Source organism: Microcoleus sp. C2D2 (assembly GCF_036702495.1).
Lineage (GTDB): Bacteria > Cyanobacteriota > Cyanobacteriia > Cyanobacteriales > Microcoleaceae > Microcoleus.
In genome coordinates, this window is the sequence record NZ_JAUBTO010000005.1 from 58,291 (window position 1) to 84,104 (window position 25,814).

At 46.4% G+C, this 25,814-nt stretch carries 32 protein-coding genes and 1 tRNA gene; 15 read left to right on the plus strand and 18 right to left on the minus strand.

Annotated elements, in window-relative coordinates; all coding sequences use genetic code 11:
• The first annotated feature begins 249 nt into the window (after nt 1-249).
• Nucleotides 250-1,146, plus strand: coding sequence for a metal ABC transporter permease (locus QUB61_RS03100; protein WP_333123466.1), 897 nt, complete (start codon nt 250-252; stop codon nt 1,144-1,146).
• Between the two features lie 358 nt (nt 1,147-1,504).
• Entirely contained in the window at nt 1,505-1,963 is a 459-nt protein-coding gene (locus QUB61_RS03105) for a peroxiredoxin (protein WP_333123468.1), read from the plus strand.
• A 123-nt stretch (nt 1,964-2,086) separates the two neighbouring features.
• On the opposite strand, the gene QUB61_RS03110 is transcribed toward QUB61_RS03105, so the two are convergent.
• Complete coding sequence (locus QUB61_RS03110) at nt 2,087-2,725, minus strand: Uma2 family endonuclease (protein ID WP_333123470.1); 639 nt, start codon at nt 2,723-2,725, stop codon at nt 2,087-2,089.
• Nucleotides 2,726-2,900: 175 nt separating this feature from the next.
• The gene (gene hpf, locus QUB61_RS03115; RefSeq protein WP_333123473.1) at nt 2,901-3,554 is read right to left on the minus strand and encodes a ribosome hibernation-promoting factor, HPF/YfiA family; all 654 of its coding nucleotides are present in this window, start codon (nt 3,552-3,554) and stop codon (nt 2,901-2,903) included.
• Between the two features lie 151 nt (nt 3,555-3,705).
• Here hpf and lipB point away from each other — a divergent pair, with 151 nt between their 5' ends.
• A complete protein-coding gene (gene lipB, locus QUB61_RS03120; protein WP_333123476.1) occupies nt 3,706-4,386 on the plus strand; it encodes a lipoyl(octanoyl) transferase LipB in 681 nt (226 codons plus the stop codon).
• Between the two features lie 45 nt (nt 4,387-4,431).
• On the opposite strand, the gene QUB61_RS03125 is transcribed toward lipB, so the two are convergent.
• The gene (locus tag QUB61_RS03125) at nt 4,432-4,653 is read right to left on the minus strand and encodes a helix-turn-helix domain-containing protein (protein WP_332984474.1); all 222 of its coding nucleotides are present in this window, start codon (nt 4,651-4,653) and stop codon (nt 4,432-4,434) included.
• Between the two features lie 221 nt (nt 4,654-4,874).
• Between QUB61_RS03125 and QUB61_RS03130 the strand changes: the two genes are divergently transcribed.
• Both QUB61_RS03130 and QUB61_RS03135 read left to right on the plus strand, forming a co-directional pair.
• Nucleotides 4,875-5,108, plus strand: a complete 234-nt coding sequence (locus QUB61_RS03130) for a hypothetical protein (RefSeq protein ID WP_333123479.1) — start codon at nt 4,875-4,877, stop codon at nt 5,106-5,108.
• 299 nt (nt 5,109-5,407) lie between these two features.
• Nucleotides 5,408-5,755 carry a hypothetical protein gene (locus QUB61_RS03135; protein WP_333123481.1) on the plus strand — a complete coding sequence of 116 codons (348 nt, stop codon included), beginning with the start codon at nt 5,408-5,410 and terminating at the stop codon, nt 5,753-5,755.
• A 150-nt stretch (nt 5,756-5,905) separates the two neighbouring features.
• Here the strand turns inward: QUB61_RS03135 and QUB61_RS03140 are convergent, their stop codons facing one another.
• On the minus strand, nt 5,906-6,463 hold the full coding sequence (locus tag QUB61_RS03140) for a single-stranded DNA-binding protein (RefSeq protein WP_333123484.1): 558 nt from the start codon (nt 6,461-6,463) through the stop codon (nt 5,906-5,908).
• Here QUB61_RS03140 and QUB61_RS03145 point away from each other — a divergent pair.
• Nucleotides 6,450-6,596, plus strand: coding sequence for a hypothetical protein (locus QUB61_RS03145; RefSeq protein ID WP_333123487.1), 147 nt, complete (start codon nt 6,450-6,452; stop codon nt 6,594-6,596). The genes QUB61_RS03140 and QUB61_RS03145 overlap by 14 nt on opposite strands.
• A gap of 95 nt (nt 6,597-6,691) precedes the next feature.
• On the opposite strand, the gene QUB61_RS03150 is transcribed toward QUB61_RS03145, so the two are convergent.
• On the minus strand, nt 6,692-9,235 hold the full coding sequence (locus QUB61_RS03150; RefSeq protein WP_333123490.1) for a mannose-1-phosphate guanyltransferase: 2,544 nt from the start codon (nt 9,233-9,235) through the stop codon (nt 6,692-6,694).
• 739 nt (nt 9,236-9,974) lie between these two features.
• Here QUB61_RS03150 and QUB61_RS03155 point away from each other — a divergent pair.
• The 3 genes from QUB61_RS03155 to QUB61_RS03165 all read left to right on the plus strand — a co-directional run bounded on the left by QUB61_RS03155 (nt 9,975) and on the right by QUB61_RS03165 (nt 11,454).
• Nucleotides 9,975-10,442 carry a transposase gene (locus QUB61_RS03155; RefSeq protein WP_333123493.1) on the plus strand — a complete coding sequence of 156 codons (468 nt, stop codon included), beginning with the start codon at nt 9,975-9,977 and terminating at the stop codon, nt 10,440-10,442.
• Nucleotides 10,443-10,511: 69 nt separating this feature from the next.
• The gene (locus tag QUB61_RS03160) at nt 10,512-10,709 is read left to right on the plus strand and encodes a hypothetical protein (protein WP_333123496.1); all 198 of its coding nucleotides are present in this window, start codon (nt 10,512-10,514) and stop codon (nt 10,707-10,709) included.
• A 7-nt stretch (nt 10,710-10,716) separates the two neighbouring features.
• Nucleotides 10,717-11,454: a class I SAM-dependent methyltransferase gene (locus QUB61_RS03165; RefSeq protein WP_333123499.1), complete on the plus strand. Its 738-nt coding sequence runs from the start codon at nt 10,717-10,719 to the stop codon at nt 11,452-11,454.
• A gap of 302 nt (nt 11,455-11,756) precedes the next feature.
• Here the strand turns inward: QUB61_RS03165 and QUB61_RS03170 are convergent, their stop codons facing one another.
• From QUB61_RS03170 to QUB61_RS03185, 4 genes are all read right to left on the minus strand, one after another.
• On the minus strand, nt 11,757-13,034 hold the full coding sequence (locus QUB61_RS03170) for a transposase (RefSeq protein ID WP_333123503.1): 1,278 nt from the start codon (nt 13,032-13,034) through the stop codon (nt 11,757-11,759).
• A gap of 40 nt (nt 13,035-13,074) precedes the next feature.
• Nucleotides 13,075-13,191, minus strand: a complete 117-nt coding sequence (locus tag QUB61_RS03175) for a helix-turn-helix domain-containing protein (protein WP_333123506.1) — start codon at nt 13,189-13,191, stop codon at nt 13,075-13,077.
• Nucleotides 13,192-13,527: 336 nt separating this feature from the next.
• Nucleotides 13,528-15,213 (minus strand): hypothetical protein, encoded by a 1,686-nt coding sequence (locus tag QUB61_RS03180; protein WP_333123509.1) that lies wholly within the window; start codon nt 15,211-15,213, stop codon nt 13,528-13,530.
• A 631-nt stretch (nt 15,214-15,844) separates the two neighbouring features.
• Nucleotides 15,845-16,324 carry an NUDIX domain-containing protein gene (locus QUB61_RS03185; protein ID WP_333123512.1) on the minus strand — a complete coding sequence of 160 codons (480 nt, stop codon included), beginning with the start codon at nt 16,322-16,324 and terminating at the stop codon, nt 15,845-15,847.
• Between the two features lie 152 nt (nt 16,325-16,476).
• Here QUB61_RS03185 and QUB61_RS03190 point away from each other — a divergent pair, with 152 nt between their 5' ends.
• Nucleotides 16,477-17,178 (plus strand): alpha/beta fold hydrolase, encoded by a 702-nt coding sequence (locus QUB61_RS03190; RefSeq protein WP_333123514.1) that lies wholly within the window; start codon nt 16,477-16,479, stop codon nt 17,176-17,178.
• Here the strand turns inward: QUB61_RS03190 and QUB61_RS03195 are convergent.
• Together QUB61_RS03195 and QUB61_RS03200 are read right to left on the minus strand one after the other, a co-directional pair.
• On the minus strand, nt 17,175-17,336 hold the full coding sequence (locus QUB61_RS03195; protein ID WP_333123517.1) for a hypothetical protein: 162 nt from the start codon (nt 17,334-17,336) through the stop codon (nt 17,175-17,177). The genes QUB61_RS03190 and QUB61_RS03195 overlap by 4 nt on opposite strands.
• Before the next feature lie 47 nt (nt 17,337-17,383).
• Nucleotides 17,384-17,656 carry a hypothetical protein gene (locus QUB61_RS03200; RefSeq protein ID WP_333123519.1) on the minus strand — a complete coding sequence of 91 codons (273 nt, stop codon included), beginning with the start codon at nt 17,654-17,656 and terminating at the stop codon, nt 17,384-17,386.
• A 399-nt stretch (nt 17,657-18,055) separates the two neighbouring features.
• Between QUB61_RS03200 and QUB61_RS03205 the strand changes: the two genes are divergently transcribed.
• The 4 genes from QUB61_RS03205 to QUB61_RS03220 all read left to right on the plus strand — a co-directional run bounded on the left by QUB61_RS03205 (nt 18,056) and on the right by QUB61_RS03220 (nt 19,688).
• The gene (locus QUB61_RS03205; protein WP_333123522.1) at nt 18,056-18,391 is read left to right on the plus strand and encodes a DUF5674 family protein; all 336 of its coding nucleotides are present in this window, start codon (nt 18,056-18,058) and stop codon (nt 18,389-18,391) included.
• Between the two features lie 226 nt (nt 18,392-18,617).
• Nucleotides 18,618-18,791, plus strand: coding sequence for a hypothetical protein (locus tag QUB61_RS03210; protein ID WP_333123525.1), 174 nt, complete (start codon nt 18,618-18,620; stop codon nt 18,789-18,791).
• Nucleotides 18,792-19,071: 280 nt separating this feature from the next.
• Nucleotides 19,072-19,302 (plus strand): type II toxin-antitoxin system Phd/YefM family antitoxin, encoded by a 231-nt coding sequence (locus tag QUB61_RS03215; RefSeq protein WP_333123529.1) that lies wholly within the window; start codon nt 19,072-19,074, stop codon nt 19,300-19,302.
• Nucleotides 19,299-19,688: a PIN domain-containing protein gene (locus tag QUB61_RS03220; protein ID WP_333123532.1), complete on the plus strand. Its 390-nt coding sequence runs from the start codon at nt 19,299-19,301 to the stop codon at nt 19,686-19,688. Before QUB61_RS03215 ends, QUB61_RS03220 begins: the two co-directional genes overlap by 4 nt.
• Before the next feature lie 591 nt (nt 19,689-20,279).
• On the opposite strand, the gene QUB61_RS03225 is transcribed toward QUB61_RS03220, so the two are convergent.
• From QUB61_RS03225 to QUB61_RS03240, 4 genes are all read right to left on the minus strand, one after another.
• On the minus strand, nt 20,280-20,540 hold the full coding sequence (locus QUB61_RS03225; RefSeq protein ID WP_333123535.1) for a hypothetical protein: 261 nt from the start codon (nt 20,538-20,540) through the stop codon (nt 20,280-20,282).
• A 13-nt stretch (nt 20,541-20,553) separates the two neighbouring features.
• Nucleotides 20,554-20,883: a flavoredoxin gene (locus tag QUB61_RS03230; RefSeq protein WP_333123538.1), complete on the minus strand. Its 330-nt coding sequence runs from the start codon at nt 20,881-20,883 to the stop codon at nt 20,554-20,556.
• 187 nt (nt 20,884-21,070) lie between these two features.
• Nucleotides 21,071-21,268 carry a hypothetical protein gene (locus QUB61_RS03235; RefSeq protein WP_333123541.1) on the minus strand — a complete coding sequence of 66 codons (198 nt, stop codon included), beginning with the start codon at nt 21,266-21,268 and terminating at the stop codon, nt 21,071-21,073.
• Between the two features lie 103 nt (nt 21,269-21,371).
• Nucleotides 21,372-21,692, minus strand: a complete 321-nt coding sequence (locus QUB61_RS03240) for a GIY-YIG nuclease family protein (RefSeq protein ID WP_333123544.1) — start codon at nt 21,690-21,692, stop codon at nt 21,372-21,374.
• A 253-nt stretch (nt 21,693-21,945) separates the two neighbouring features.
• Between QUB61_RS03240 and QUB61_RS03245 the strand changes: the two genes are divergently transcribed.
• Nucleotides 21,946-23,337, plus strand: coding sequence for an NB-ARC domain-containing protein (locus QUB61_RS03245; RefSeq protein ID WP_333123547.1), 1,392 nt, complete (start codon nt 21,946-21,948; stop codon nt 23,335-23,337).
• A 169-nt stretch (nt 23,338-23,506) separates the two neighbouring features.
• Here QUB61_RS03245 and fba read toward each other — a convergent pair whose 3' ends face one another.
• From fba to QUB61_RS03260, 3 genes are all read right to left on the minus strand, one after another.
• The gene (gene fba, locus QUB61_RS03250) at nt 23,507-24,586 is read right to left on the minus strand and encodes a class II fructose-bisphosphate aldolase (protein ID WP_333123550.1); all 1,080 of its coding nucleotides are present in this window, start codon (nt 24,584-24,586) and stop codon (nt 23,507-23,509) included.
• Between the two features lie 193 nt (nt 24,587-24,779).
• Nucleotides 24,780-24,851 (minus strand) — tRNA-Lys (locus QUB61_RS03255).
• Between the two features lie 67 nt (nt 24,852-24,918).
• A complete protein-coding gene (locus tag QUB61_RS03260) occupies nt 24,919-25,788 on the minus strand; it encodes an aldose epimerase family protein (protein WP_445300169.1) in 870 nt (289 codons plus the stop codon).
• Nucleotides 25,789-25,814: the final 26 nt, after the last annotated feature.

A 25,814-nucleotide genomic window follows, 5' to 3' on the forward strand; every position in this document is an offset into this window, starting at 1 on the left:
TTCTTGTGGAACAGGCATCTTGCCTGTTCATAAAGAGTGAATTTTCTTGTGGAACAGGCATCTTGCCTGTTCATAAAGAGTGAATTTTCTTGTGGAACAGGCATCTTGCCTGTTCATAAAAAGTGAATTTTCTTGTGGAACAGGCATCTTGCCTGTTGATAAAAAGCTTCTTGAGAATGGTGCAACATCTCAGATCGAACCGGGTTGCTTTGGTTGTTAGTCATTAGTTAACTGTGATTTGATAATTTTATGATCCAAACCTTAATTGAGCCGTTGCAGTACGGATTCATGCAGCGATCGCTCGTAATTGCCATTCTCGTCGGCATCGTCTGCGCGATCGTCGGCAGTTACCTCATGGTACAGCGGCTGGCCTTGCTCGGAGACGCCATCAGCCACTCGGTTTTGCCCGGATTGGCGATCGCATTTATCCTCGGAGCAAATATCTTTATCGGCGCCTTCATTGCGGGAGTTTTGAGTACAGTAATCATAGCTTGGATCAAAACTCGATCGACAATCAAAGAAGACGCCGCCATGGGCATCGTATTTTCGGCATTCTTCGCCCTCGGCATCACCCTAATTACGATCGTCCAAAAAGACAACAAAATCGACCTCAACCACTTTCTTTTCGGCAACATCCTAGGCGTTACCGCCGAAGATGCGATCGACACAGGCTTCATTGTCGCCCTAGTCTTATTAGTTGTAGTATTCTTTTACAAAGAACTGCTATTTTACACCTTCGATCCATTAGGAGCGCAAGCAACAGGCTTGCCAGTAAACCTGCTCAACTTCGGACTGATGGTACTCATCGCCCTCACAATAGTTGCCAGCCTCAAAGCCGTTGGCGTAGTGCTAGTCTTGTCCCTATTAATTACACCTGCAAGTACCGCCTATCTCCTAGTCACTCGCCTGCACCAAGTAATGATTTTAGGCGCAATAATCGGAGTTATTTCCAGCATTAGCGGAATGTACCTCAGCTACTTCTATAACTTGCCATCCGGGCCCGCAATAGTTTTAGTTGCATCGGGGTTATTTGTGCTATCATTGCTGTTCAGTCCCACTCAAGGAATCCTCACCCAGCCCCGCACAAGCTCCGGTCAAATGCCTCCAATATGGCGGGAATTAAAAAATTTAACTAAAGGCCGATAACAATTAACTTTGTAGTAACTCACATCTTGCACCATTCTCATGAACAGGCAAGATGCCTGTTCCACAAGAAAATTCACTGTTTGTGGAACAGGCATCTTGCCTGTTCCTAAAAGGCTTATTGAGAATGGTGCAACATCTCAGTAGTAACGCTTCAGCATCCCCCTCCCATTGTTAATAAGAATCTGCGTTAATCCGCGTGCATCTGCGGTTCAAAAAAGCATCTCCTTTTAGGAGTGCGAGAAAGCAAGAATGGGATGATACCGAATCGGGCGATCGCAACTGCGAACTATTGCTCAAAACAACTGTACAATAACAAAAGTTAAATTTTCACGCAAACAGAGCTACTCAGTTAAAAAACATGACAGTCAAAGTAGGAGACACCGCCCCCGATTTTACCTTACCATCTCAAACTGGCACATCAGTCAGCCTCAAAGATTTTCAAGGTAAAAAAAACGTCATAGTCTACTTTTACCCCAAAGACAACACACCCGGATGCACAACCCAAGCTTGCGCTTTTCGAGATAGTTACGAAGTCTTCAAAGACGCAGGTGCAGAAGTCATCGGAATTAGCGAAGATTCGCCAGAATCGCACCAGCAATTTGCCACCAAATATCGGCTACCATTTACACTGCTGAGCGATACTGGCAACAAAGTGCGGCAATTATACGGAGTTCCAGCTACACTGTGGATTATGCCCGGTAGAGTAACTTATGTCATTGACAAACAAGGCGTTGTCCAGCATATTTTTGACTCGATGTTAGACTTCCAAGCACACGTTGCACAAGCACTCAAAACTTTAGAAACCATCAAAAGTTAGATGGATTTGCTTAAATATATTGTTTGTAGTGAGGACGAAAGTCCTGATTGTCTAAAAAACCAAGAAGACACTAAATTCCTGACTGCGAACTAACGGTTTGTAGGGAAAAGGGAAGTTCTGAGACTAAAGATTTTCCCCTACCCAGCTTTTAAAAGCTTGAATAGCGCGGGTTCGGCCAGCAACTTGACTCTGCTGAGTGTACTGATTCACCAGTTGGACAATCGGGATATTGGGGAAAGTGGGACTCACATCAGACTCAATATATTGTTCGGCTTGCAAGACGTTGATTTGTAGCCCTCGCCGTGCGTATCGCCAAAGTTCCGGCACTCCTAGAATTTGATAATTATCCAACTGCGTGCGAGAGGTGAGATCAATTTCTATAGCTAAGTCTGGGGGCGGATCGACACTCATATCGAGGCGATTTTTACCGATAACGGCTGCTTGATTTTGAATGTAAAAACAGGTATCCGGTTCGACAGCCTGACTCATGCGTTCATTTTTCAGCGTTGTCGAACCCAAGGACTCAAATGCTATTTGTCGTGCTTCCAACAAAATTTTTACCATGTCGCCAATAATTTCCTTGGCTTTTTCATGTTCTGGCAAAGGAACCATAATTTCTAACCGTCCGTTACTGTAGGAAAGTCGGGAAGCACGACGTTCTCCTAATTCCGCCAAAATACTTTCAAATTGTTGCCAGTTCACATCCTCAACCAGTAATTGCTGACCCGGTTGAATCTTCAATTGTCTTAACTCCAATAGCATAATTGTTCATCCATTTTTTCTAGGAAATATCAGCAACATCCTTACTACGAATCATTATCTAAAAAAACCAAGAAAGGACTACGATCCTTACTACAAACCAGGAGTTTGTAGTGAGGACTTTAGTCCTTTTTTGCTAAGGGCTTGCAGCCATTAACTATTAGCAGTCAGCAATTATCTAGCTTTTCGCAACACTCGATTTTTCTGATGCAGCGCTTTCGGCATTTTTGCCATTTTTGCTATTACCGTTACCGTTGCTGTGGCGGGGTTGGATAACTCCATAGCCACCGTGAGTCTTTCGTTCGTAGAGTACGTTAATTTCGCCTGTTTCCGCATTACGAAACATATAGAAATCGTGATCGATAATCTGCAATTGTTCCAAAGCTTCTTGCACAGTCATTGGAGGCATAGCAAAATACTTAGTCCGCACCACCTCAGCAGGTAGTTCGGGAGTTCGATCGCCAATCAGATCCGCTGCTACAGGATGTTCCTCAACTACCGTAACCGTTTTGGCACTATTCTGGATCTTATTGTCGTGGCGTTTTTCCTTAAATTTCCGCAGTTGACGAGCTATCTTGTCGGCAACCAAATCGATGCTGGCATAGAGGCTTTCCGTGCTTTCCTCAGCCCGAATCACGCTGCCGTTAGCATAAATTGTCACCTCAGCAGTCTGCTTAGGATTGATCCTGGGGTTACGAGCCACCGATAGATGTATGTCCACTTCTGTCGTCAAATTTTGAAAATGGCTAACTGCCTTTTCAACCTTTTGATTGACGTACTCGCGAATCGCATCGGTGATTTCTATATTCTTACCCTGGATAACAAGCTTCATAGAGCTCCCTCCCTTCTGTAACGTGGGTCTAGTTTATACAGTAGCACTATGTATTCTCGAAAACACTTATCTTCCAAATCTTTTTTTATATGTTGACAATTCTTGATTTAAACTGCGCCAATAATCCGTAAAAACACTATTGATTTTTTCCATGATTTCCCCTCCGAACCCTCAACAGCTAAATGCACCACCCTGCTTGCTCTTCGATTGGGGACAAGTGCCCTACTCCCAAGCTTGGGAAATCCAGCAAAAACTCGTGCAAGAACGCCGCGACAAGCCTGATTTGCCTGATGTCCTGATTTTGCTGGAACATCCGCCGGTTTACACTTTGGGAATGGGAGCAAAGCTGGAATTTCTGAAATTTGACCCGGGTCAGACTGGGCCGGAACTGCACCGAGTTGAGCGGGGCGGCGAGGTGACTTACCACTGTCCGGGCCAATTGGTGGGCTATCCGATTTTAAATTTGCGCCGTCACCAACAAGATTTGCACTGGTATTTGCGGCAGTTGGAAGAAGTGCTGCTGGGGGTGCTGGAAGTTTGCGGGTTGAAGGGTTCGCGGGTTCCCGGTATGACTGGGGTTTGGGTGGATGGGTGCAAGGTAGGCGCGATCGGCATTAAAGTCAGCCGCTGGATTACGATGCACGGTTTTGCTTTAAATGTTTGTCCGGACCTGGCAGGTTTTGGGCAAATTGTACCTTGCGGGATTCCCGATCGACCTGTTGGGAGTTTAGAGCAGTTTATCCCGGGAATTGAGGTCGATCGAGTGCGATCGATCCTTGTCGCTGAGTTTGCTCGCGTTTTTGCAGTGGAAATTGTGCGATCGAATGTGTAGGGTGCGTCGCTGTCAACCTTGCTGCTAACGATCGCAGTCGGTTTTTTAAGTGCGATCGGAATTTTCCTCCTCATACACCATTAAATCTCCCGGTTGGCAGTTTAGTGCTTTGCACAAAGCATCAAGAGTGGTTTCATCAATTCTTGTCAGCCGGCGGCGGGTTTTGATTTTAGAAACAGATGTTGGGTGCATCCCAACTCTAGCCGCCAATTCTTTATTGCTGATATTGCGATCGGCCATTACAACTGCCAATTTCCAACGGATCACTGCGGGTGCTCAACTACTAGCCAGGACTTTGCAAGGTGATGTTAGCATCCTGCAACCTTCACTAACACTTGTTTTGCCGTATCGGCAATATTTTTTGTCGTATCGCTTGACTTGCAGCAGCGAATGAACTATGCTGAGGATGTACAAACGGAAAAGCGATCGCCCCTTTGCCTCGAAAACTCAAGGGCGATCGCTATCCGACTATTGTTTAGTTAAAACTCATGATATCACAGCCAAAGTCAGTTCCCGAACTCCTGCGCGAAGAAATTCCCGACGCACCCATCGGAAAGCAACCGATCCGATTGTTGATTTGCGGGATTCCCAAAGCAGTAGAAAGCATCATCAATCTGCTGCACGTTTTAGGTTTTGCTGAAGTTGGGGAATGGAGTCCGCCTTTACCGTCCCCGATAGCAGGTGAAGTAATGCGGATTTTAACCCGTTACTGGAAAGAATAATCTTTAAGGGCGATCGCCCTTTCTTGAGCAAAGTGCGATCGCTCTTAAATTATCAAAAACATCAGGCTTAATTCTTCACCCAATCGCTTAAAAACTCCAGACTAAGGATGCTAAATATCGAATCGAATTAACGCGGCGGTGTTTGCGAGACTTGGGGGTAAAATGCGCGACCGCGGGCTTCTCTAACCTTAGAGAGAAGCAACAGCGATGCAGAAATACGTCGTAAGAGTTTTGCGATCGCCCCTAGGGTCAGGTAAGCTTCTTGTTAATTATTGCGCTCCGCTCTGGAGAAAAAAATTATGGCAGATATGTCCGGTCAAGACCCCTCGGAAATTAAAATGGCGACGGTTGATGAAGAAGAAAAAGGCGCAACGTTTAGCGGTACGGTCATCCTTGCTATCGATGCCGAGGAGGGTGGGGAAGTCGTTTTCTTCAGAGACTTTTTGATTGAAGATTATAAAGGCGAACTTACCGCTTATCTGGGAACAGATGGCAATATAACAAAAGGCATTGATTTAGGCCCACTTAAGCATAAGAGCGATAGCTTTAAGCTGCCAATTCCGCTGGGAACCGATACATCACCCTACAATACAGTCGTGCTGCGCGACGAAAAAAGCAAGAAAAAAGTTGTGACGATCGAGCTGTAAAATTTGCAATTTAGCTCGTAGTTGGGCCAAATTCGTTAGCGCAGCCCTCGAAGAGGATCGCCCTTTTTTTCCTGAAGTGCGATCGCTCTTAAATTAAGGTGCGTCACTTTCGATCGAACAGTCCAGTTGTAAAGTGATGCACCCTAATTTTTAAAATGGAATCGGATCGTAATCGGGATTGTCAGCTTCGTTAGACGAACCCTCCTTGCGATCGGACTCAGAATTTGACGACTGATTCGAGTTCCAATCCGAACTAGACGTGCGGTTAGCGCCGCCTGGAGCGCTGTTAGAACTGCGGTTCCGCGAGCCTAAAGGCACTACATTGCTCGGCACATTAGCCGGCGCGCTGTCGCGAATTTGAGCCGGTTCGGGGGCGGTTCTAGCTGGGGAAGCAGCACTGATTGCATCGCCGCCGACACTGTAAATCCTTTGAGCTGTCAGTTCAGCGCGCTTTTCTTTAATACCATCTCTTTCGATCGTATTCATGCTCAGCCGCCCCTCAATAATCACGCGATCGCCCTCGTGATATTTCTCGTGAATTTCTTGAGCAAAATTTCCCCATCCTATCACTTTCAAATGTTCGGGCGGATCTTCAGGTTTTGGGCCTGGAAACTGCACCAGCATCTCAGCGATTTGAAGTTGATTGTCAGGAGTATAACGGAGTTGCGGTTGTTGAATTATTTCCGCCATCAAAATGCAGCTATTCATCAGTTATCTGTACGTAATTGGGAATTGGAAATTGGGAATTGGGAATTGGGAATTGGGCATCGGGAATTGGGAATTGGCGAAACAGGGAATTCGGGATTGGGAATTGGACATGAACTTTCAAGTAAAAAGGTAAAACTTAAAATAACGCATTTTATTTTTTTACTTTTGCATTACCAATTCCCCATTGCCAATGCCCAATGCCCTGTTTGCCCAATGCCCAATTCCCGATTACCCATTACCAAATTTATCTTGGCGAACCGCCGCCTCAGTTTGGCTGACAAAATCGTGAACCAGGCTGCGGTACTCCTTCAAAGTTTCCGATACCCAATCTCGGTCATCACTGTTGGCGAAGATATGAACGGTCGGTTCGCTCGCATCGGGCAAGACTAATACCCAATTGTCGTCGCTGTAGTTAAAAATCTTCACTCCATCTATTAATTCTAAACGATCGGGCGAATGAGTTTCTACTAAATGTCGCATCAGCGAACCCTTGATAGTCCAAGGACAGCGGACGCTGTAACTGCGGTGGGTGACGCGGGGAAGTTCGGCTTTGATCTGTCCGAGCGATCGCTCCTGAATCGTCATCATTTCTATCACTTTAGCAATGCAGAACATCCCGTCAAATCCGGGATGCAATTGCGGGAAAATAAAACCCATAAGGCCGCTGCCGCCCAAAACCACATTCGGGTTCCTATTAGCGGCTTCCATCAAAGCAGTTGGGTTCGCCTTAGTGCGGATTACCTTGCTTTGATAGCGGCGGGCGATCGCCTCCACTGCAGAAGACGCATGCACCGGCACTACTACTGTACCTTTGGGATGAGAAGTCAGCATCAAATTTACCATCAACGCCGTCAGCATTTCCCCGCGAATCGCTATCCCAGACTCATCTACCAAAATGAGTTGTTCGCCGTTGGCCGACACCTGCACTCCAAAATTAGCGCTGAGTGCTTTCACCACCCGGCCGAGTTGGTCAAGCAAATATTCCCGTTCCCCGTTGCTTAGAGAAGTCTGCTTGAGACTGGCATTGAGCACCACCGCATCGCAGCCGAACTTGGCGAGCATTTGCGGCAGAATTGCTCCGGAAACTGCGTAAACGTAATCGATTACCACCTTAGTATTGCTGTAGCGTATTGCCTCAACATTCATCTGCCGCTCAAAAATGCGGTTGTAAACGTCGAGAGCTTGGTTAAAGTACGTCATCTCTCCAATTTCCGGAATTAGAGCCCGCCGCAAATCTTCCTTAAAATAAGCCCCCTCGATTTTTTTCTCAGCCCCTTTAGTAATATTGATGCCTTTGATATCGAAGAATTCAATTAAAATGTGGTCCGAGCGATCGGGCGAAATGCGAACGTGAATGCCGCCAGCAATCGACAGCGTAGACGAAACCGTGCGCGCGATCGGAATCGCCGTCGATTCCAAATTGACCACATTAATTCCCACCGACATCAAACCCGCAATCAAAGACCTCGAAACCATCCGCGAAATGCTCCGCTGGTCGCGAGAAACCGATACCGAAGTCCCGGGTTTCAAAGTCGAGCCGTAAGCCGCGCCCAATTTCACCGCGAATTCCGGGGTAACATCCACATTTGCCAGTCCTTGAACGCCACGCTGACCGAACAAATTCCGCCTAGCTTGTTCTCCCCAAATTAAATTTTGATTTAACAGAGCGCCGGATTCAATATTTTTGCTCGGCCAGACGCGCACGCTTGGCCCGACTTGCGCTTCTTCTCCCACTATCGACATCGAACCGACGATCGCACCTTCCAATACATGAGCGCGCCTGTCTACGCGGCTGCTGCGGCAAATCACGCAGGCCCTAAGGTGAGCGTCTTCGCCGACAATTGCTCCGTTCCAGACGATGGGACGTTTGAGGTTGGCATCGGCCCCGACTGTCACGTTATCTCCGAGCACCGTACCGGCATCAATTTTAACTCGGGCTCCAATCCGACAATTGTTGCCGATCATGGCCGGTACTTCGACGATCGCGCTATCGTCAATAAAAGTATTCTGACCTACCCAAAGTCCCGATCGAACTTGGTTGTAGTAGTTCAAATCCAGTTTGACCTTTCCCCGCAGCGCGTCGTACTGAGCTTCCCGGTAAACATCAAGCTGGCCGACATCGCACCAGTAACCCTCGGCGATGTAACCGTACATCGGCTCGTTTTTTTCCAGCAGCAAGGGAAACAAGTCTGTCGAGAAGTCGCACTCTTTATGTGCAGGCAGGTAGTCCAATACGGACGGTTCTAAAATGTAGGTGCCGGTATTGACGGTATCGGAGAAAATTTCGCTGCTAGAAGGCTTTTCCAGAAAGCGGCTGATGCGGTAATCTTCCTCGGTAATCACCACCCCGAATTCCATCGGATTGGGAACGCGAGTTAAAATTAACGTGGCTTTGGATTGCTTGCTGCGGTGAAATTTCAGAGCTCCCGTCAAGTCGAAGTCTGTGATGCTGTCGCCGCTGATGACCAGAAAAGTTCGATCGAGCAATTCAGCAATATTTTTGACGCAACCAGCCGTACCCAGCGGTTGGTCTTCCTCCACAGCGTAAGTCATTTGAACGCCAAACTCTGCCCCGTCAGTAAAATATTCGCGCATGACATCGGGAAGGTAGTGCAGCGTAGCAATAATTTCCGTAATCTGATGCCTTTTTAGCAAATTGATAATGTGTTCTGCGATCGGGCGATTGAGAATCGGCACCATCGGTTTGGGCAAATCGCACGTCAGAGGTCTGAGCCTCGTTCCTGACCCCCCAGCCATCAGCACTGCACGCATAAAATCCTCCTTGCTTAAAAAGCACTCCTGATTCTTTTTAACTAGAACGAAAATCTAAAATTTTTGGGTCAGCCGTCAGCTATCAGCTCTTAATTAATTATTATCCGCGAGTCTCAGTAATCTTGGGAGGCAAGTTTAACCCTTGGTAGCGAGCGCTACCGATAACAATTCTTCAAAATTGCTTTCGGTCTGAGAAATGATAGATTAAGAGTAGCGCTTTGGCTCGCTCACTCTTAATCCAACTTAATGTGGCAAAGGGTCGCCCGTCATAACGTTTCGTTTGACGGGTGGGGAATTACCACCAGCAAACAAATGCTTCATCATCATTTTCATAATAAGAGATAATAAGAGCGTTGACATAATGCGTTAAGTGATTTACGGTTTTTGTATGATCGTAACTTACCAGTACCAAACCAACCCCACTCCTGACCAAGTTTCCCTGATGGATCATTGGTTATAGTTGTTGCTACGGCATGGGAATTATGCTTTGGGGCAGCGACTAGATTGGTTGCATCGGACAAGATGCCAGATTGACCACTGCTCAAATATCTCAGAGCCAATGGCTCAAATTCATCCTCTGGTAAATTATTACACTCAGCAAACAGCACTCAAGGAAAGTTTTTTTTGCTGATTACAAAAATATTTATTCTCAAGTTCAACAAATCAATTTTCAACGATTAGATAAAACTTGGCGGCGTTGGCTGACACCTGACCAAACCGGAAAACTTGCTCGTAGACCATGCTTCGACAGCGCCAAGATTTTCACTATAAAACAGCACATAAACTGGTGAGGAAATATGACTTAATAGCAGTTGAAGACTTAAATATTCCAGGACTTGCTCGTACTCATTGGGGCAAATCAATCTTAGATGCAGCATGGGGAAGTTTCATGACAATAGTGGAAGCAGTGGCGGTAAAACGCGGCGTTCACCTGGTGAAAGTTAATCCTAATAATACATCACAGGATTGCTCAGGATGTGGAGTTAAAGTCAGAAAAGATTTATCACTCAGATGGCATTCATGCCGTGATTGCTATACTGAGTTAGAGCGAGATATTAATGCAGCCATTAATATTTTGAAGAGAGCAATCGCAGATTTTAAAACGGTGGGACTCATCGTTTCTGCTTGTGGAGGCGATAGCGATAGCTCGCTGTTGAAGCAAGAAGCAAAGGAAATGTTAACTGGTTTTCAGTTAACTCTTTTCTGAGAAGCCCCCGCAGCCAGCGTTTCGCTCGGGCGGGGGAGAACGTCACTCAGTAGTTTAGGGGGTTATTTGATGGGATCGTTAATTGGATTGGTGTTGCTAGTCGCTTACGGCGGCGGTATTTGGAAATTGTGGAACGGTTTCGATCGCACTAACTTCGAGAGAAGTTTTGCAAATCGCCTGAAGCTGTCGCTGCTGTGGCCGGCGTTAATTTTTAATAAGCCTTACCGCAAAAACTTTACAAAAGCTCTTAAAGCTTCTAAAAGGTAACTCAAGAATGTCTAAAAAGTCCGATCGCCCCGCCGCGGGTCAGGAGCAGACTTGGTTTGCTAAAGGAAAATCAGATAGCTGGCAAGTTTTACTGTCGCAAGTTGCTTCTCGGTTCGATCGCGAATACCGAGGAGAAGCTTTCGCTTTACCCGAAGAAGTCGAAGCAATGCCGATTTTCCTGGAATCAGTCGCAGGAACTCTCCAAGAAAAAACAGTTTCTCCCTTCTGGAAAATTGCCAAACCTCAAAAAAATCAGCGCTGTTTAGACATTGGCTGCGGAGTCAGCTTTCTCATCTACCCTTGGCGGGATTGGGAAGCATATTTTTACGGTCAAGAAATCAGCAGCGCAGCGCGAGACGCCTTAAACGCTCGCGGCCCTCAGCTCAATTCTAAGCTGTTCAAAGGCGTAGAATGGGCCCCCGCTCACCAGTTAAATTACGAAGAGGAGCAATTCGATTTATGCCTCGCTACAGGCTTTAGCTGTTACTATCCCCTAGACTATTGGAGTATTGTCATGGGAGAAGTAAAGCGGGTACTAAAACCGGGCGGTCATTTTGTTTTTGATGTCCTCAATCCCAATTCTCCTCTAGCAGAAGATTGGGCAATTTTGGAAACTTATCGAGCCGGGGAAGTATTTTTAGAAACAATAGAAGAGTGGGAAAAAATGATAAAAGCTGCTGGCGCTAAGGTAGTAAAAAAGCAAAGTGGCGACTTATTCCAAATGTATAAAGTTCAATACACTTGAGAGGTAATTAATAATTGGTAATTAATAATTGGTAATTGGTAAGGAGTTTGATGGCTATCCTATAAAAGCAAGCAACGCTTGCGAGGCACAGGATATTCCACCGGAAAATCAACGGTTTTAGACTACGACGAGCTAAAAACGCCAGCGGGGGCTTACGCACGCTGACTGATGAAACCCGGTTTCTTCCTATATTTCTCGTTTCTGTTGGCAAAACTCGGAGAAACCGGGCTTCTAGCCCCCATGTGCAAGACCTAAAACTGTCCAAAGTGTTGATACTTCTAGCCAGTGAACTAACCTGACGGTCAACGGATTACCGTTAGACCGCAGGCTTCTTTTTCCTTTTTTGCAAAGGCTTTTTTGAGTGACGGAGTTCCCCCGCCACTTTCTTCGCTTAGACCAATCTTCTTTATAAGTTTGGCTGAATTTTCATCTCGCTCCAAAGATTCTCCACACTGACAAGAATGCCATCGCGATGACAATTCTTTCGGTACTTTGTTAAGGCAATTCCAGCAATGCCCAGATGTGCCTTTGGAGTCAATAAATAGAACCGTTTTACCTAACTTCCAAGCGACATACTTGAGGACGCTGGCGAATTGCCCTAAAGCAGCATCAAGCATTGATTTATTTAAGCCACTTTTAGCTGACTGACCGTTTGGCAAATAAACCAAATGGCCATCCTCAATATCGGTCTTGGGCTTGGCACGTCTAGTCAGATTTTTGACACTCAAGTCTTCAATAACTAAAACATCACATTTGCCAAATAGCTCATGTGCCGTTTTGAATTGAAAATCCAGTCTAGCTCTAGCTATAAACTGATGGAGTTTGGAAGTCCTGTCCTTGATAACTTTCCAAGGCTTGTCACCCTTAATTTTTTTAGCTAACTTCGCTTGAAGTCTTGCCAGTTTCTGGGCCGACTTCGTCAAGAATCTAGGATTTTCAACTCTTTCGCCATTAGAAAGATAAACGTAATTAGTGATTCCTAAGTCGATACCAACAGTCTTTTTGTCAGTCGGTTGAATTTCTGCAACCGTTACGGGAACCGTCTTATATTCTAGCGTCAGGGAAATATACCACCCATCCGCTTCTTTGACGACTGTACCCGTCTTAACCTTAAATCCTGTTGGTATTGAACGATGGAAAACCATAGGCACTTGACCTATTTTTGCCAGGTTAATACAAATCCTATTTTGCTCATCCTTAGCAATATCTAAGTTGTCTAATTGAGAGTAAGTGAAAGATTTGTAGTAGTGAAACCCTTTGAACTTTGGTTTGCCTCTACGATTGCCATTTTTGTCCGGCGTGGTGAAATTTGAAAAGGAAGTTTCCACTCTGTTTACAACATCCTGCAAAACCTGCGAATCCAACACTTTGTAATCAGGAAATAGTTTTTTAGTGTTTTTCCCGTCAGCAAGCTGTATGGTTTGCCACTGGACGTAACCGCCTTCAATATTTGAGAAAATGTCACCTTTTCTGGTCAAAGGATTGCCTGACTCATCCTTTTTTCTACCATCCCTAGTCTGCACCCTAGTTAAGGGAATATTTTGATAAATCTCCTCAACAGGGACTATAGAAACAATCAAGGGGCAGGCATTGATAGGTGTTCTCGTGGCTTCCCACCACCTAAATCTTTCGCGCCCGTCGGTAGTTGTACTGCCGACGACAGAGTTCTAAATGAGCCACAATTGTTGCTAGTTGGGCTTTTGTGGGTTTGAGGCGGTATTTGTATGTCAGTTGCATTGGAAACTTCCTTTTTTCGACCTACTTTAATGTACCATTTTTTCAATTTAATGTTTAGAAAGTACATCAAAGTTAAAGGTACTTGCAATGTCTAATTGTCGGCTTCCGTCCCTCCATCCGACGCTTCTGGACATCCCTGCGGTAAATTATTCGGGGTACGGGGCGCAGCGCTCAGATTAATCCCCTTTAAATATAGCGAGGGACTTCCCGGCTGATAGTTAAAAAACCCGGCCATTGCGACGCATCGCGAACAATGAGATCGTATTCACAATAGCGAAGCAAGCAGATTTGATATTAGCAATTCCCGATTCCCCATTAGCCATTACCCATTAGCAATTAATTTTCGGTAGTAGCAGCAGGAGAAGGCGAAGGCGAAGGCGCAGGTGATGGCGACTCTTCGGCGGCGGGAGATGGCGCCGCTTCCGGCTGCGGCGACACTTCAGTGGCGGGAGATGGTGCAGCTTCCGGCTGCGGGGACTCTTCGGCGGGAGATGGCGCAGCTTCAGGTTCAGGTGACACTTCCGGGGCAGGAGATGGCGCAGCTTCGGGCTGCGGGGACTCTTCGGCGGGTTGCGGCCTTGGTGCTGGCGACTGTTCGGTGGCTGGTTTAGGTTGAGGTGAGGGCGACGGTGGGGCTGCGGGCTTTGGTGCGGGCGGCGACGGTTGGGCCTCCGGCTGCGGTTTGGTTGACGGGGCCGGCGGCTTCTCTTCAGCAGGCGCTGGGGACGGAGGCTGGGCTGTTGGTCTGGGCGGTGTCGGGGCTACCCCTGGCGGCTGCTCGCCTCCTGGGTTGGGCCTGGTTGGGGCGGTGGATGGGGTGACAGGAGTGCCGCTGCAAACTTTTTCGTCGTATTTAAACGGGACAGCCAGTTGGTAAAGCTTGTGCGTGCTGGCTGCTGCAAATGTTAGAGAAGGGCTAATAATCGCGGTTTTAGCAGTATTATCGAGAATACTGTAACCCGTGGGGACGATCGGCTCAGGCACTGCGCGGAGCAAGCCTTGAGGAGTGACAACTGCTCCGAAAACTGCTGTTCCTTCGAGTTTTTGCGAGCAAGCTGCTTGGGGATAAGGGACATTCACAGGAGTCGGGCCCGTCATTTCCAAGTCAGGATAAGCCTTTCTGAATCTCTCAAACAAAGCAAAATACGTATTTGCAGCCGCAAGCTGTGTCTCTCTGTCGCGGGGTAAGTTTGAACCCAATGGTTCCAGTTGCCCCCTCCCTATTTCTTGGGGAGTTTCTAGGATTTCATTCCTTCCATCGGGATTGTTTGGAACCTCTGTTCCTACTTCAGCGCCTACGGAATTCCTGCCTGGTGGTAGGTAGTCCCTTGGCGAAGCAATTTGATTTGGATCTGAAAGACCGGGCACTCCGTCTTCAGCTATTTTACGTGCGAGTGCCTCACTGTCATCTTCCGAAATTCCGCCTGCAGGAAAGCTAGGCAATTCTCTCAGCGGTAGCGGCGATGGCGGTGGCGGCGGGATATTGGGATCGAAATTACCGGATAAGGGCGGGAAAAGCAAACCGCTGGGGGGCTGTTGCTGCACGGGAGCGGGTATATTCAGCGGGGGGTTTTTCGCTGTTGGGGATGGAGTTTTCGGAGGTGGCGGGGCTGTTGGGACGGGAGAGGGCGGGAGAGGGGAATAAGGAAGAGGGGAAAAGAATCCTGGAGGGGGCATTCCCGGCGGTAGGGCGGGCAAGTTGATAGTTGGAGGTGCGGGGGGCAAGGGCGGGGCTAACTTGGGCGAGGGCCGAAGGGGAACTGGTGCGATCGAAAACGGCTGATTGGACGGGCGCGGTGGTAGGGTTTGTGGCAGGCGGCCGGCCTCTGTGGGAGTTAGTTCTACCAAGCCGACGGAACCGGGGATATTTTTTGAGGAATTTCCACCATAAATAATGTTTGAGATCGTCGGGGCGCTTACTCCGAAGACTCCGTGAAGGCTGACAGAAGCTAGGGCTGCCCACCAATAAGGCTGGCGCAGCGGTTCGGAAAGGGTGTTGGCTAGGGAGGAAGAGTCAGTCATGACTGTGGGGAATGGGGAATTGGTAATTGGTAATTGCTAATTGGGAATTGGGAATTGGGAATGGCAAGTTAATAGTTATTAATTGATATTTTTTTATTTTGAGCGATTTTAAAAGTGGCTGTTGGCAAATCAAAGGTATAATTTTAGCACGGTGGGTATCGAAATAGCCCGATCGACTTTTATTTAGATTCCGTGACGCTCAACTCCAGCACTCAAGCCCAGAAACCGGGTTTCTTGACGGCTTCAACCCCAGAACCGAGATTTTTCCTCGCTGTTGTAGCACCGCCCATACGCTTAGGACGTGGTTAATTGCTGAAAGCATTGTTTTTCTTGCCGAATGCCTTTGGCTTTTTCCCAAATGCCCTCTGTTATACCCGGTTTCTCAATGATTGTTGACAATGGTGTTGGGGGCGTCAAGCGGACCGGACTGGGGCGAAGGAAAAAACAGACGGACCCGCTGCCATACCGTCTTTTTCCGGGTTCTGGGGCCCTACTAATTCATTACACACGATCGCTCGAACGGATCGATCGGCGTTTCCAATTCGGTTACGAGTTCAAAAAACTCAAAACTGATCGAGTGGCTGCGCCTTGTAGGCGCCGGCTGTGGCGGCAATCTCAAAACTCCCTTGATTCACCAGCGATAGCGGTAATTTTTAAAAGGAGCTCCCTCAACGGTGAGCAAGTCCATGGGATAAATTGGAGCCCCGCTTGCCATATATTGAAACATTTCGCGAACTTCCTCTCCCCGCAGAGACAACTGGTCTAATTCTTTGAGAGAATACCAGCCAGCGCACAAAGTATGCTCATCCGGCTTGCTCTTGGGCGGCGTCTTATCTTCTGGACGAGCCACAAAAATGACTCGGAGGCGCACATTACCCCTAGGCATCACTGTGTGCTCTACCCTGAGAATTCCCTCAATGATGACGGAAATGCCCGCTTCCTCGACGGTATTGCGCATAGCAGCATCCAGCAAAGTCTCCCCTTTTTCCACTCGCCCTGCTGGGAGATACCACTGCTGCTCGTACTTGCGCTCTTGTACCAGTAGAAAACGGTCTTCTAAGTGAACCACAACTAGGGTAAAATACCATGTTTGAATCGGCTCGCGAGCCATAGAAGTAGATATTCCCTAAGCAAAAAGTTTAACGAGTGGCAGATGTTAGTCATCCAAAGGATGCTTGGGCAAGCGTCTTTGAACTTGAAAAATAGATCGTAGCACTCCGGCCGCAAAATCTAAAATCTCAAATCTAAAATCTCAAATTGACAATGCCATTACCAACCGTGATTTTACCCGGATATTTTGCTGCTGCTTCCGACTATCGCGAATTAGAAAAATCTCTGGTCGATCGAGGTTTCCCAACAGTAACAGTGCCTCTGGGCAAGGGAGATTGGTTGCCGACTTTTGGCGGGCGGTCGATGGTGCCAATTTTGCGACAGCTCGATCGCACGGTCAAACAAATGTTACAGCAATACGGCGTTCCCCAGATCAATCTCGTCGGTCATTCCGCCGGCGGCTGGATTTCTCGCATCTATTTGGGGGAAAAGCCTTACACGATTCACGGCGACGTGCTTGAGGACGCGGGTTTGTGGGAAGCTCACCCCTGTGTGAACACTTTAATCACTTTAGGCACGCCGCACGTCTCTCAAGAGCGCTGGACGCGCAAAAATCTAGATTTTGTCAAAATTCACTATCCGGGGGCTTTTCACCCGCAGGTGCGCTACGTTTGCGCTGCTGGGAAGGCTGTTTTTGGCAAGCGGGGTTTAGGGACTTGGCTGGCTTATAAAAGTTACGAGTTGACTGTGGGGAAGGGCGAAACTTGGGGAGATGGAATTACGCCGGTGGAAGCTGCTGTTTTGGACGGGGCCGAAAATTTGGTTTTGGAGGGAGTTTGGCATTCGCCTCGTTCTCCGGGGAAGTGGTACGGTTCGCCGGAGGTTTTGCCGGCTTGGATTGGGTATTTGTGTTAGAAACGAATCGCTTTGAGGTTGTCTGCCAAGTTTGCCGGCACCTCGTAGATGAAAGGGAACCTCAATAATGAAACGGCTTCTGGAGGCGAGCCAATATCTCCACTAAATCCTGTATCGATGACAAATTCGATCGGTAGAGTTGAGCCGTTGGGCAGCATTCATGTCAACGTGACGGTTGCTTGTCTATCAATTACAATCCCGGAAATCACTTGTAGGCACGCTTCTTTATTCCACCGAATGATACAGCTACATTATATCCCATGCGAATGCCGCAGAGACGGAAATGTGGATGTTTTTTACTGAGCTTGCGGGCTGGTTTTAACCGATTTTCATCAATTTTGTAATCTCCTGATTCAAAGTCGATGATGACCGTGTTGCCGAGGTTTTCGTCCGTCTCCACTTGTTGACGGATGCTGTTTTTGTACAACTGTCTTGCACGCCGTGCTACTTCTTCACAGCTTAAAATGATGGTTTGCATAGTTTAACTCCCCATCGCTCCGCTACCTTCTAGAAACTCGTTTATGATATCTTTTACGGGTAAACAGGGCGGACATTGCTAGCCCTGTCAAGTTTTGTACGTGGGTTAGAAATACGAAGGCCTATCTAGGGGATAGCTTTTAGTGGGCGATCGCACTCCGTAGAATCATCGCACTATTTGGTATTTGGTGTGAGGGGCGAGACCCTTCGCCATTGAATAGCAGCTCTGCGATCGGTCAAGATACTGGTAAGGGTGAGCAGCTTTAAGGTAAACTAGAATTGCTCCTTCTGGAGTCGGGCTAGGAAACAAAGAAACTGATCTCGCCTATTGGATGTGATGGCATATTGCTTCTCCCAATGCCCGCTGAGTTTAAAAATACTATCGAAAACATAGACAAAGATGGTTAATCTGATTCAGGAGCGTGCTACTAAAGAGCAACTTGAAGAAATGTTAGAAAACCTTAGCAGTTATATTAAAGTAGCAGTGGATATCGAACGGGGAATTTTGGCAGGCGGTGGAGAACATCACGCTGATTGCGAAGCTGTGTTGCTCGAATATGGCAGCAAGTCGGTAGATATTTGGCGAGCAGATTGGTATCCACTTACACAAGATGTAGGCTATGAATTTTTAACCAATATCAGCCCCCGTCAGAACAATCGTTCGATGGAAAGTCAAGATCGGAGTATTATAAAACAAGTTGCTCAGATCGTTGAACAGTTATTAGGAGGATTATGAGAGAATGGTATACTTTAAAGGAACGCTATTTGCCAGGCTAGCTACAGATTCGTCTGGGAAATTTAGCACCGAATTTAGCACTCATTAAACCTCGCTCTCAAAATGCAGCTAATGGCGAAATAATTGAAAGTCTGCTGCAAGAAAGTAAGCTGTTTATTGAATAAACTGCTCAAGATGCAGAGATAGAAATAGCTGCTGAGTTAGTTGAGTTGCAAATTCAGTTAGCTTGCTGGCAGTATTCTTGGGCAAGGATTTGGGAGGATGCGACGCAACGAAGGAGAGTTGGAGAACCGGGAAGGATTTGGTCGGAAAAAGTGCTGAATATGTCGGGTTTGTTGGCGGTGAATTAGAGAAGAGGGCGATCGCCCTTTTTTTGCTGGGGCGATTCCCTACTGGATAGCTACGCTTCACGCCCTGTGTGCAACCATCGCACTTTAAAATTGTGGAAATGGATAAGATTGTAAGTGGAAAAAGAAGTTGGGTGACACCAGGGTTAATAGAATATGCTTGGTGGGGCGATTGCCCGTCAGAACTAGCTATAGTATAAAGTATTGACAAACTAGCTAACCTGTATAATACAGTTATTAGGAGGATTATGAGAGATTGAAATGCTTTAAAATAACGCTTGCTGATTGCTCAGGCTCAGATATCAACTATCAAAAACTCTTTACTGTAAAAAAATGATACAAATTACCACGACTGAATTACCCCAAACCCTCCAGACTCTATTTATAGAGGTGGAACGTACTAAAACCCCCCTCACCATCATCCATGAAGGGAAACCATTAGTGGTTATCTATCCTGCGACTACCCAAACCCCACGCCCCACGTTTGGCATAATGAAAGGAAGCGGTGAAATATTAGGAGATTTAATTGCTCCTGTCGCCGAACAGTGGGAGGTTTTAGAATGAAACTTTTACTCGATACCCACATTTGGCTTTGGTATTTACTCGGCGATCGACGCCTATCGCTCCAACTTCAAACGGCGATCGCCGATCCTAATACTGAACTTTGGCTCAGTCCAATTAGCATTTGGGAGACTCTCATCCTTGCAGAAAAAGGACGGATATCTTTACAGCCCGATCCGGTTACATGGGTTAACTTAGCTTTAAAAACTCTGGAAACTCGTGAAGCCCAAATGAATCACTCCATTGCCATTTTAAGTCGCGAGATTGCACTACCCCATCAAGACCCCGGAGACCGATTTATTGCGGCCACAGCTATTTATTATGGGTTAATATTAGCTACAGTTGATGCCAACCTTACAGGCACTTCGGCGCTACAAACACTCAGTTAGGCAATATTCTATATTTCTGTGGGCGAGATCCCTTTTTTTGCTAGGGCGATCGCACTCCGTAGAATCATCGCACTATTTGGTATTTGATTTGAGGGGCGATATCTTTCTAATTCAATAGCACCTATACAATTCGTCAAAATACTGGTAAAGGTGAACAGTGATCGAGGTAAACTAGAATTGCTCGAACTTTCTGGAGTCTGACATGGAAACAATGAAACTGATGTCGCATATGGGATGAGATGGTATATTGCTTCTCCAAATACCCGCTGAGTTGAAAGATACTGCTATTGAAGTTGTAGTAGTTGTACAGCCTCTACGCTCTGAGGGAATTCAGCCGAAATATAACACTTAGGGAAGTTGACTACTAAAAAATCTATTCAAGCAGCAACTGCTAGAATACTACAACTGTGACAAGAAATTGCTTTGGATAAAAGCTCAATTCGTGAAATGATAGAAGAAGGGCGCAGATTTTAAGGTAGTTTGTATGGGATTGTTCTGTAGCAATCCGGGAGAAATGCCAGAGACGGATCCTATGCAAGCACAGATAACCGGGAAACTGTCGGGCCTGATTTGTTGTGCTGTGCGCGCTACCTAGACTGTTGCTTGAACAAGCATATCCTCTACCTGCCTAATTTGCTTCCAATCAATTACTGCAACCCAAAGACTTTCCTCTTCTGAATATTGCACTACGCCATCGACTTCTAACTCTTCGCCATACAATGCTAGCAATTGACCATCTTGCAACTTAATATTTTGGCGACTCAAATCTTCAATCGTACCCACGCAATTTAGGCGAAGACGACCCTGCTCATCCGCATTATGAAAGTCTGCAAAGATTCTGGGATATTTCATATTTTTGCTCAACTCAGGATAATTGTTGTGATGGATTAGGAATCGTGGGTGTCAGCAGAAGACTTGCTTTTTCTGGTGTTAAGCCAGTTAATGTTGCATGATTTGGACTTCGGCCAGAAGTACGGATGACATCTCCATCGGAGGAGCGAACCTCGCCTACTGTCGTCACACCAACTTGTCCATGAGGGATTGTCACTGCTAACTCTGCTACAGATAATCCTACTGCACATTCTACAGAAATTCCCGTGATGCCGCTGGGGTGAGTTGCCGTACTGCGTTTAATATCTTCTGGGCGATTACGACCGCCACGAACTACTAAGGCCTCGTTTGGAATTCTTTCCACAAGTGTAGGCTGTTTGATTTAAGTACGCGCTATACTTTAGCAGAAATCTTTGTCCATAGGGCGATCGATGTTTGTTTTCCTAAAGTATCGCTTTTTGTAGAATCATCACCCTGTTTGGTATTTGCAAAAAAGAGGTTGGGTTGACACAAGGAAACCCAACCTACAAGAGCTGCGAGCACACTAACCTTTAGTCGTTCCTAAGATGTTGATTAGCGGCGGCAAGCTGTTGAGCAATGGTAGAAAGCTGATAAGCCGTTGCCACAAGTGCTTTACCAATAGCAGTCAAGGCGGCTATTTGCGCTGATTCGGGACAGGTTCGTCCCGTGTTTTCTGCTTCGAGGAGCAGAGTATTTGCCGACTTTAATAGGAGGTTTTCTTCTGACATTAGTTTACTTTTTCCATCTGAAAGATTGTATTTGTTCAAAATAGTGGGTTGACGCAAGCTAGCCCCACTTAACAATAGACGCGCTCGCACTAATAAAAATTTCCTACTCTTCCAGATATTTGATTTCGCGTTTTCTATTGCCAGCAGGAGACAGCCTCGCAAGTTCCGCTGCTTCCGCACCATGTGGGTTGTCTGAGTAACCAAACGAGAACCACAAATCATGGCCCTGCCCAATCAACATATCAATCGACTTACTGCCACGACCACTCAAGTGCTCTTTCAGTCTACGACGGATATTGTTTGATCTTCCAATATAGGCAAGAATATCCCCTACGGTTTCATCATATATTGCGTAAATGCCACCCGCATCAGGTGCTGAATTAACATTGGAACTGTTGAACGGTCGTACTTCACCTTCTCTCATTTCTTCTCCTCTGCCTGGTCGAGTTAAATGAACATATACTGGTTGAAGCACACTTATGGAGTGTAGCCTGACTTTTCCCATTATCCTTAATCAATTAAAGCTTTGTCGAGTCCAAAAAAGTTCAATTTTGTCGAGAAAATTTTCCCTATTTCATTCTCTTTAATCTGTTTTTGTATAAATATGTACAAAAAAGTGCTAAAAAGCAGGCAAAGGTGAGCTACAATAGACCCAACTATCCCATCTCCCTAGCCAGATGAATCTTAAAGAAGTGTTAACCCTCGCCGATCGCATAGTCTTCGAGAAAACGGGTCAGCACCTTGACGATTTACAAGAAGCGGTACTGCGAGGAACTCTACAACGCGAGACATACAAACACATAGCCAAAAACTTTGACTGTTCTGAAAGTAGTGTGAAGCAAGTTGGTTCGGAATTATGGCAGATACTTTCAGAAAAGTTGGGAGAAGATGTTAATAAAAAGAATTTTATATCTGCCATTTACAGGTTCCAAGTCTCTAATGTTTCAAACTTTGCACAAAACGTCAGCGAACAATACATCAGTGGTAGTTTTAACACCTGTGGAGAAGGTAGACACCCGCCAAATATCCCAAACTTACAGCCACCAAATCAGGAAACATCTAACTCAAAACAAATTAAAACTCTACATCAAGATTTAAGCGAAATGCCAGAGTTGGGTGATTTCTTCGATCGCACCCACGAACTCCAAACCCTCACAACCTGGATTCTACAACAAAACAGCCGCCTCATAACCCTCACCGGCATCACCGGCATCGGCAAAACATCCCTAGCAGTACAACTCGTAAAACAAATCAAAGACGAGTTTGAGTACGCAGTTTGGTACACGCTAGACCAATTCACCAGTATAGAAAAATTTCAATCTAACCTAATACAGCTTTTTTCCAATTCCGAAAAACAAGATTCATCCCCAACAAACCCAAAACGCTTACCGCTGATTAAGTATTTACAAAACTATCGCTGTTTAATAATATTAGATGACGTTCACAACCTTTTCTGTAGCGGCGACTTGGCAGGAAAATACAAACCTGAATGCGAAGAATATCGCTCTTTATTCAAACAAATAGAAAAATTATCCCATCAAAGCTGCTTTATGTTAATCGGTTGGGAACAACCGAGAGAAGTGACTCAAGTTAAAAACCAAAATACTTCTATTAGCACCTTACAACTCAAAGGTTTAGACATCGCAGCCGGACGAGAAATACTCAGAGATTATGGGTTAGAAGAAAGCGACAACAGTGAAGCACTCATTCATCGCTACCAAGGCAATCCCGTATGGTTAAAAAGCGTGGCGAATCTGATTCAAGACTTGGGAGGAGGCGTGACAGAGTTATTACCAAATGATACTATATTGTTGCCGGAAGATTTGAAAGATGTTTTACAGCAGCAGTTCGATCGCCTATCCGAACTAGAAAAACAAGTAATCTTCTTGTTAGGGAAAGAAAGCCAGCCGATCGATCGGGCAAAATTGCTAGAAAATGACATACTTCCGGCTTCAGATTTGCTAAATGCCGTGCAATCTCTATCGCGGCGCTGCTTGATAGAACAACAAGCAAATTTTTACACGATTTCACCTGTACTGAGGCAATATGCGATCGCCCGTGCACTGTAATTGATATCTCTTAGTCTGCGGAGGCAGACTTAGTTTGTATACTAGCGAATTCAATCGCCGAGTGATTAAATACATAAAATCGCACAAACAAAAACCGGGCAACTTCAAAGCTACCCGGCAATCGAAACTTTAGACCTCAGACAAATCTAAAATCTCAAACCTAAAATTTTTAAACAGCCACAGTTTTCTTAGCAGAAGAGCTCAATTCGCCCTTAGCATACTTAGCTGCAAAATCGTCCAAAGACACTTGCTTAATCTTTGTACCGTTACCGGCGCAACCGAAAGAGTTGTAGCGATCGCTACAAACCTTCTGCATATACTTGATCGACGGCTTCAAGAAGTGGCGGGGGTCAAACTCATCGGGCTTCGCAAACAAAGCTTCGCGCACCGCAGCGGTAATCGCCAAACGGTTGTCAGTATCGATATTGATCTTGCGAACGCCGCACTTAATGCCCTTTTGGATTTCTTCCACAGGTACGCCGTAGGTTTCGCGGATTTTGCCGCCGTTGTTGTTGATGATTTCCAGCAATTCTTGGGGCACAGAAGAAGAACCGTGCATTACCAAGTGAGTATTTGGCAAGCGGCGGTGAATTTCTTCAATGCGGCTGATTGCCAAAATTTCGCCAGTCGGCTTGCGAGTGAACTTGTAAGCGCCGTGAGAAGTGCCGATCGCGACTGCTAGAGCATCAACGCCGGTTTGCTCGACGAAATCAACAGCTTGTTCAGGATCTGTCAGCAACTGATCGTGAGAAAGCGCACCTTCAAAGCCGTGGCCGTCTTCTGCTTCGCCCATTCCTGTTTCCAGAGAACCCAAGCAACCCAGTTCACCTTCAACGCTAACGCCGATCGAATGAGCAACATTCACCACATCGCGAGTAACTTGAACGTTGTACTCGTAGCTGGCGGGAGTCTTAGCATCCGCTTCCAGAGAACCGTCCATCATCACGCTGGTGAAACCTTGGCGCATGGCAGAATAGCAAGTGCCGGGGGCATTGCCGTGGTCTTGGTGCATGGAAATGGGAATGTGAGGATAGGTTTCAACTGCTGCCAAAATCAAGTGGCGCAGGAAATTTTCGCCAGCGTAGGAGCGAGCGCCGCGAGAAGCTTGCAGGATCACAGGGCTGTTGGTTTCGTCAGCAGCGCGCATGATCGCTTGGATTTGCTCCATGTTGTTGACGTTGTAAGCCGGTAGGCCGTAACCGTTTTCAGCCGCGTGGTCGAGCAGCAGTCGCATAGGTACAAGCGCCATAGATATTCCTCCTAATTATTTGTGATTTCTGGGCAGTGAATTTTGGACAGTCTCAATTCTTACGATAATATTAAGACAATTTGCCACCGATCGCGCACTATCTTTCCAGATTTACTTAAAAGTTCAACAAACAAAATTTTGAGTTCCGAGCATTCCACTCAAAACTCAAAATTTTTCACTCACCAATTTTTTATGGGTCGCCCGGGATTTGAACCCGAGACCAATCGGTTAAAAGCCGAATGCTCTACCGCTGAGCTAGCGACCCTGGAATACATTGTTACCGCACACAATTTCTAATAGTAGCACCCATGATGTGAAATAGCAAGTGTTTTTTAAAAAAAAGTTGCACTCAGGCGAACCAGCATCTCGCAAGTCGCTCCCGGCTGCAAATAAATCAAGTGTTCGCCAGTGTTGAGGGCATTTCTAGGAGCAGTCCAAGGTTCCAAACAGTAAAAATCCTTGCCCTTCACCATCCAGAAAACCAACTTCCCATAGCTGGAGTTGTAACTGAGGGTGAGCCGCAAGTTCTGGGCCGCGTCAGTGACAGTAGCAGCAAGACCAGTGAGCTCGTCAAAGGAAACATCAATTTCATCCAGGGTCGGGTCAAAAACCCCGGTGAAGTAACCCTTGGCGTGGGTGTTCTGATCTCTGTACTGCATCCCGGGAATCTCAAACCGGAGCTTAGATTTGTCCCTCGCCAAAAAGTAGGGGTGGAAACCGCTAGAAAAAGGCATGGGTTCGGCAGACAGATTGGTGTATCGCTGAAAAATTTCCAAAGAATTGCCTTTAATCTGATAAGTGAAGGCTAGTTGGAAATCAAAGGGATAAACAGCCAGCGTCTTGTCGCTGCTGTCGAGAATCAGGGTAAGAGCGGCGCAACCCTCCGTAACTGGTTCCGCTATTCTCCAAGGCAAGTCTCGCGCAAAGCCGTGCTGTTTGAGCTTGCGCTGCACTCCCTTGTGGGTGTAAGTATTGTCAGGGAGATTGCTGCAGATGGGAAACAGGATGGGAATCCCGCCGCGTACTGTCAGATCGGGATTGGCGAACCGTTCCGCGTCCAAGTAGAAGATTTCTTTGCCTTCAACCAGCCAGCTAGTGGCAATACCGCCCCGTTCCGGCACAACTTCTAGAGCAGAGTTAGCGGTTTCGTCGGAGAGGATATAGGTTTTGTACTGCTTTTGCTTGAGCGCGATCGCAAACACATTTGTCATCGGTAGTAGGTCATTGA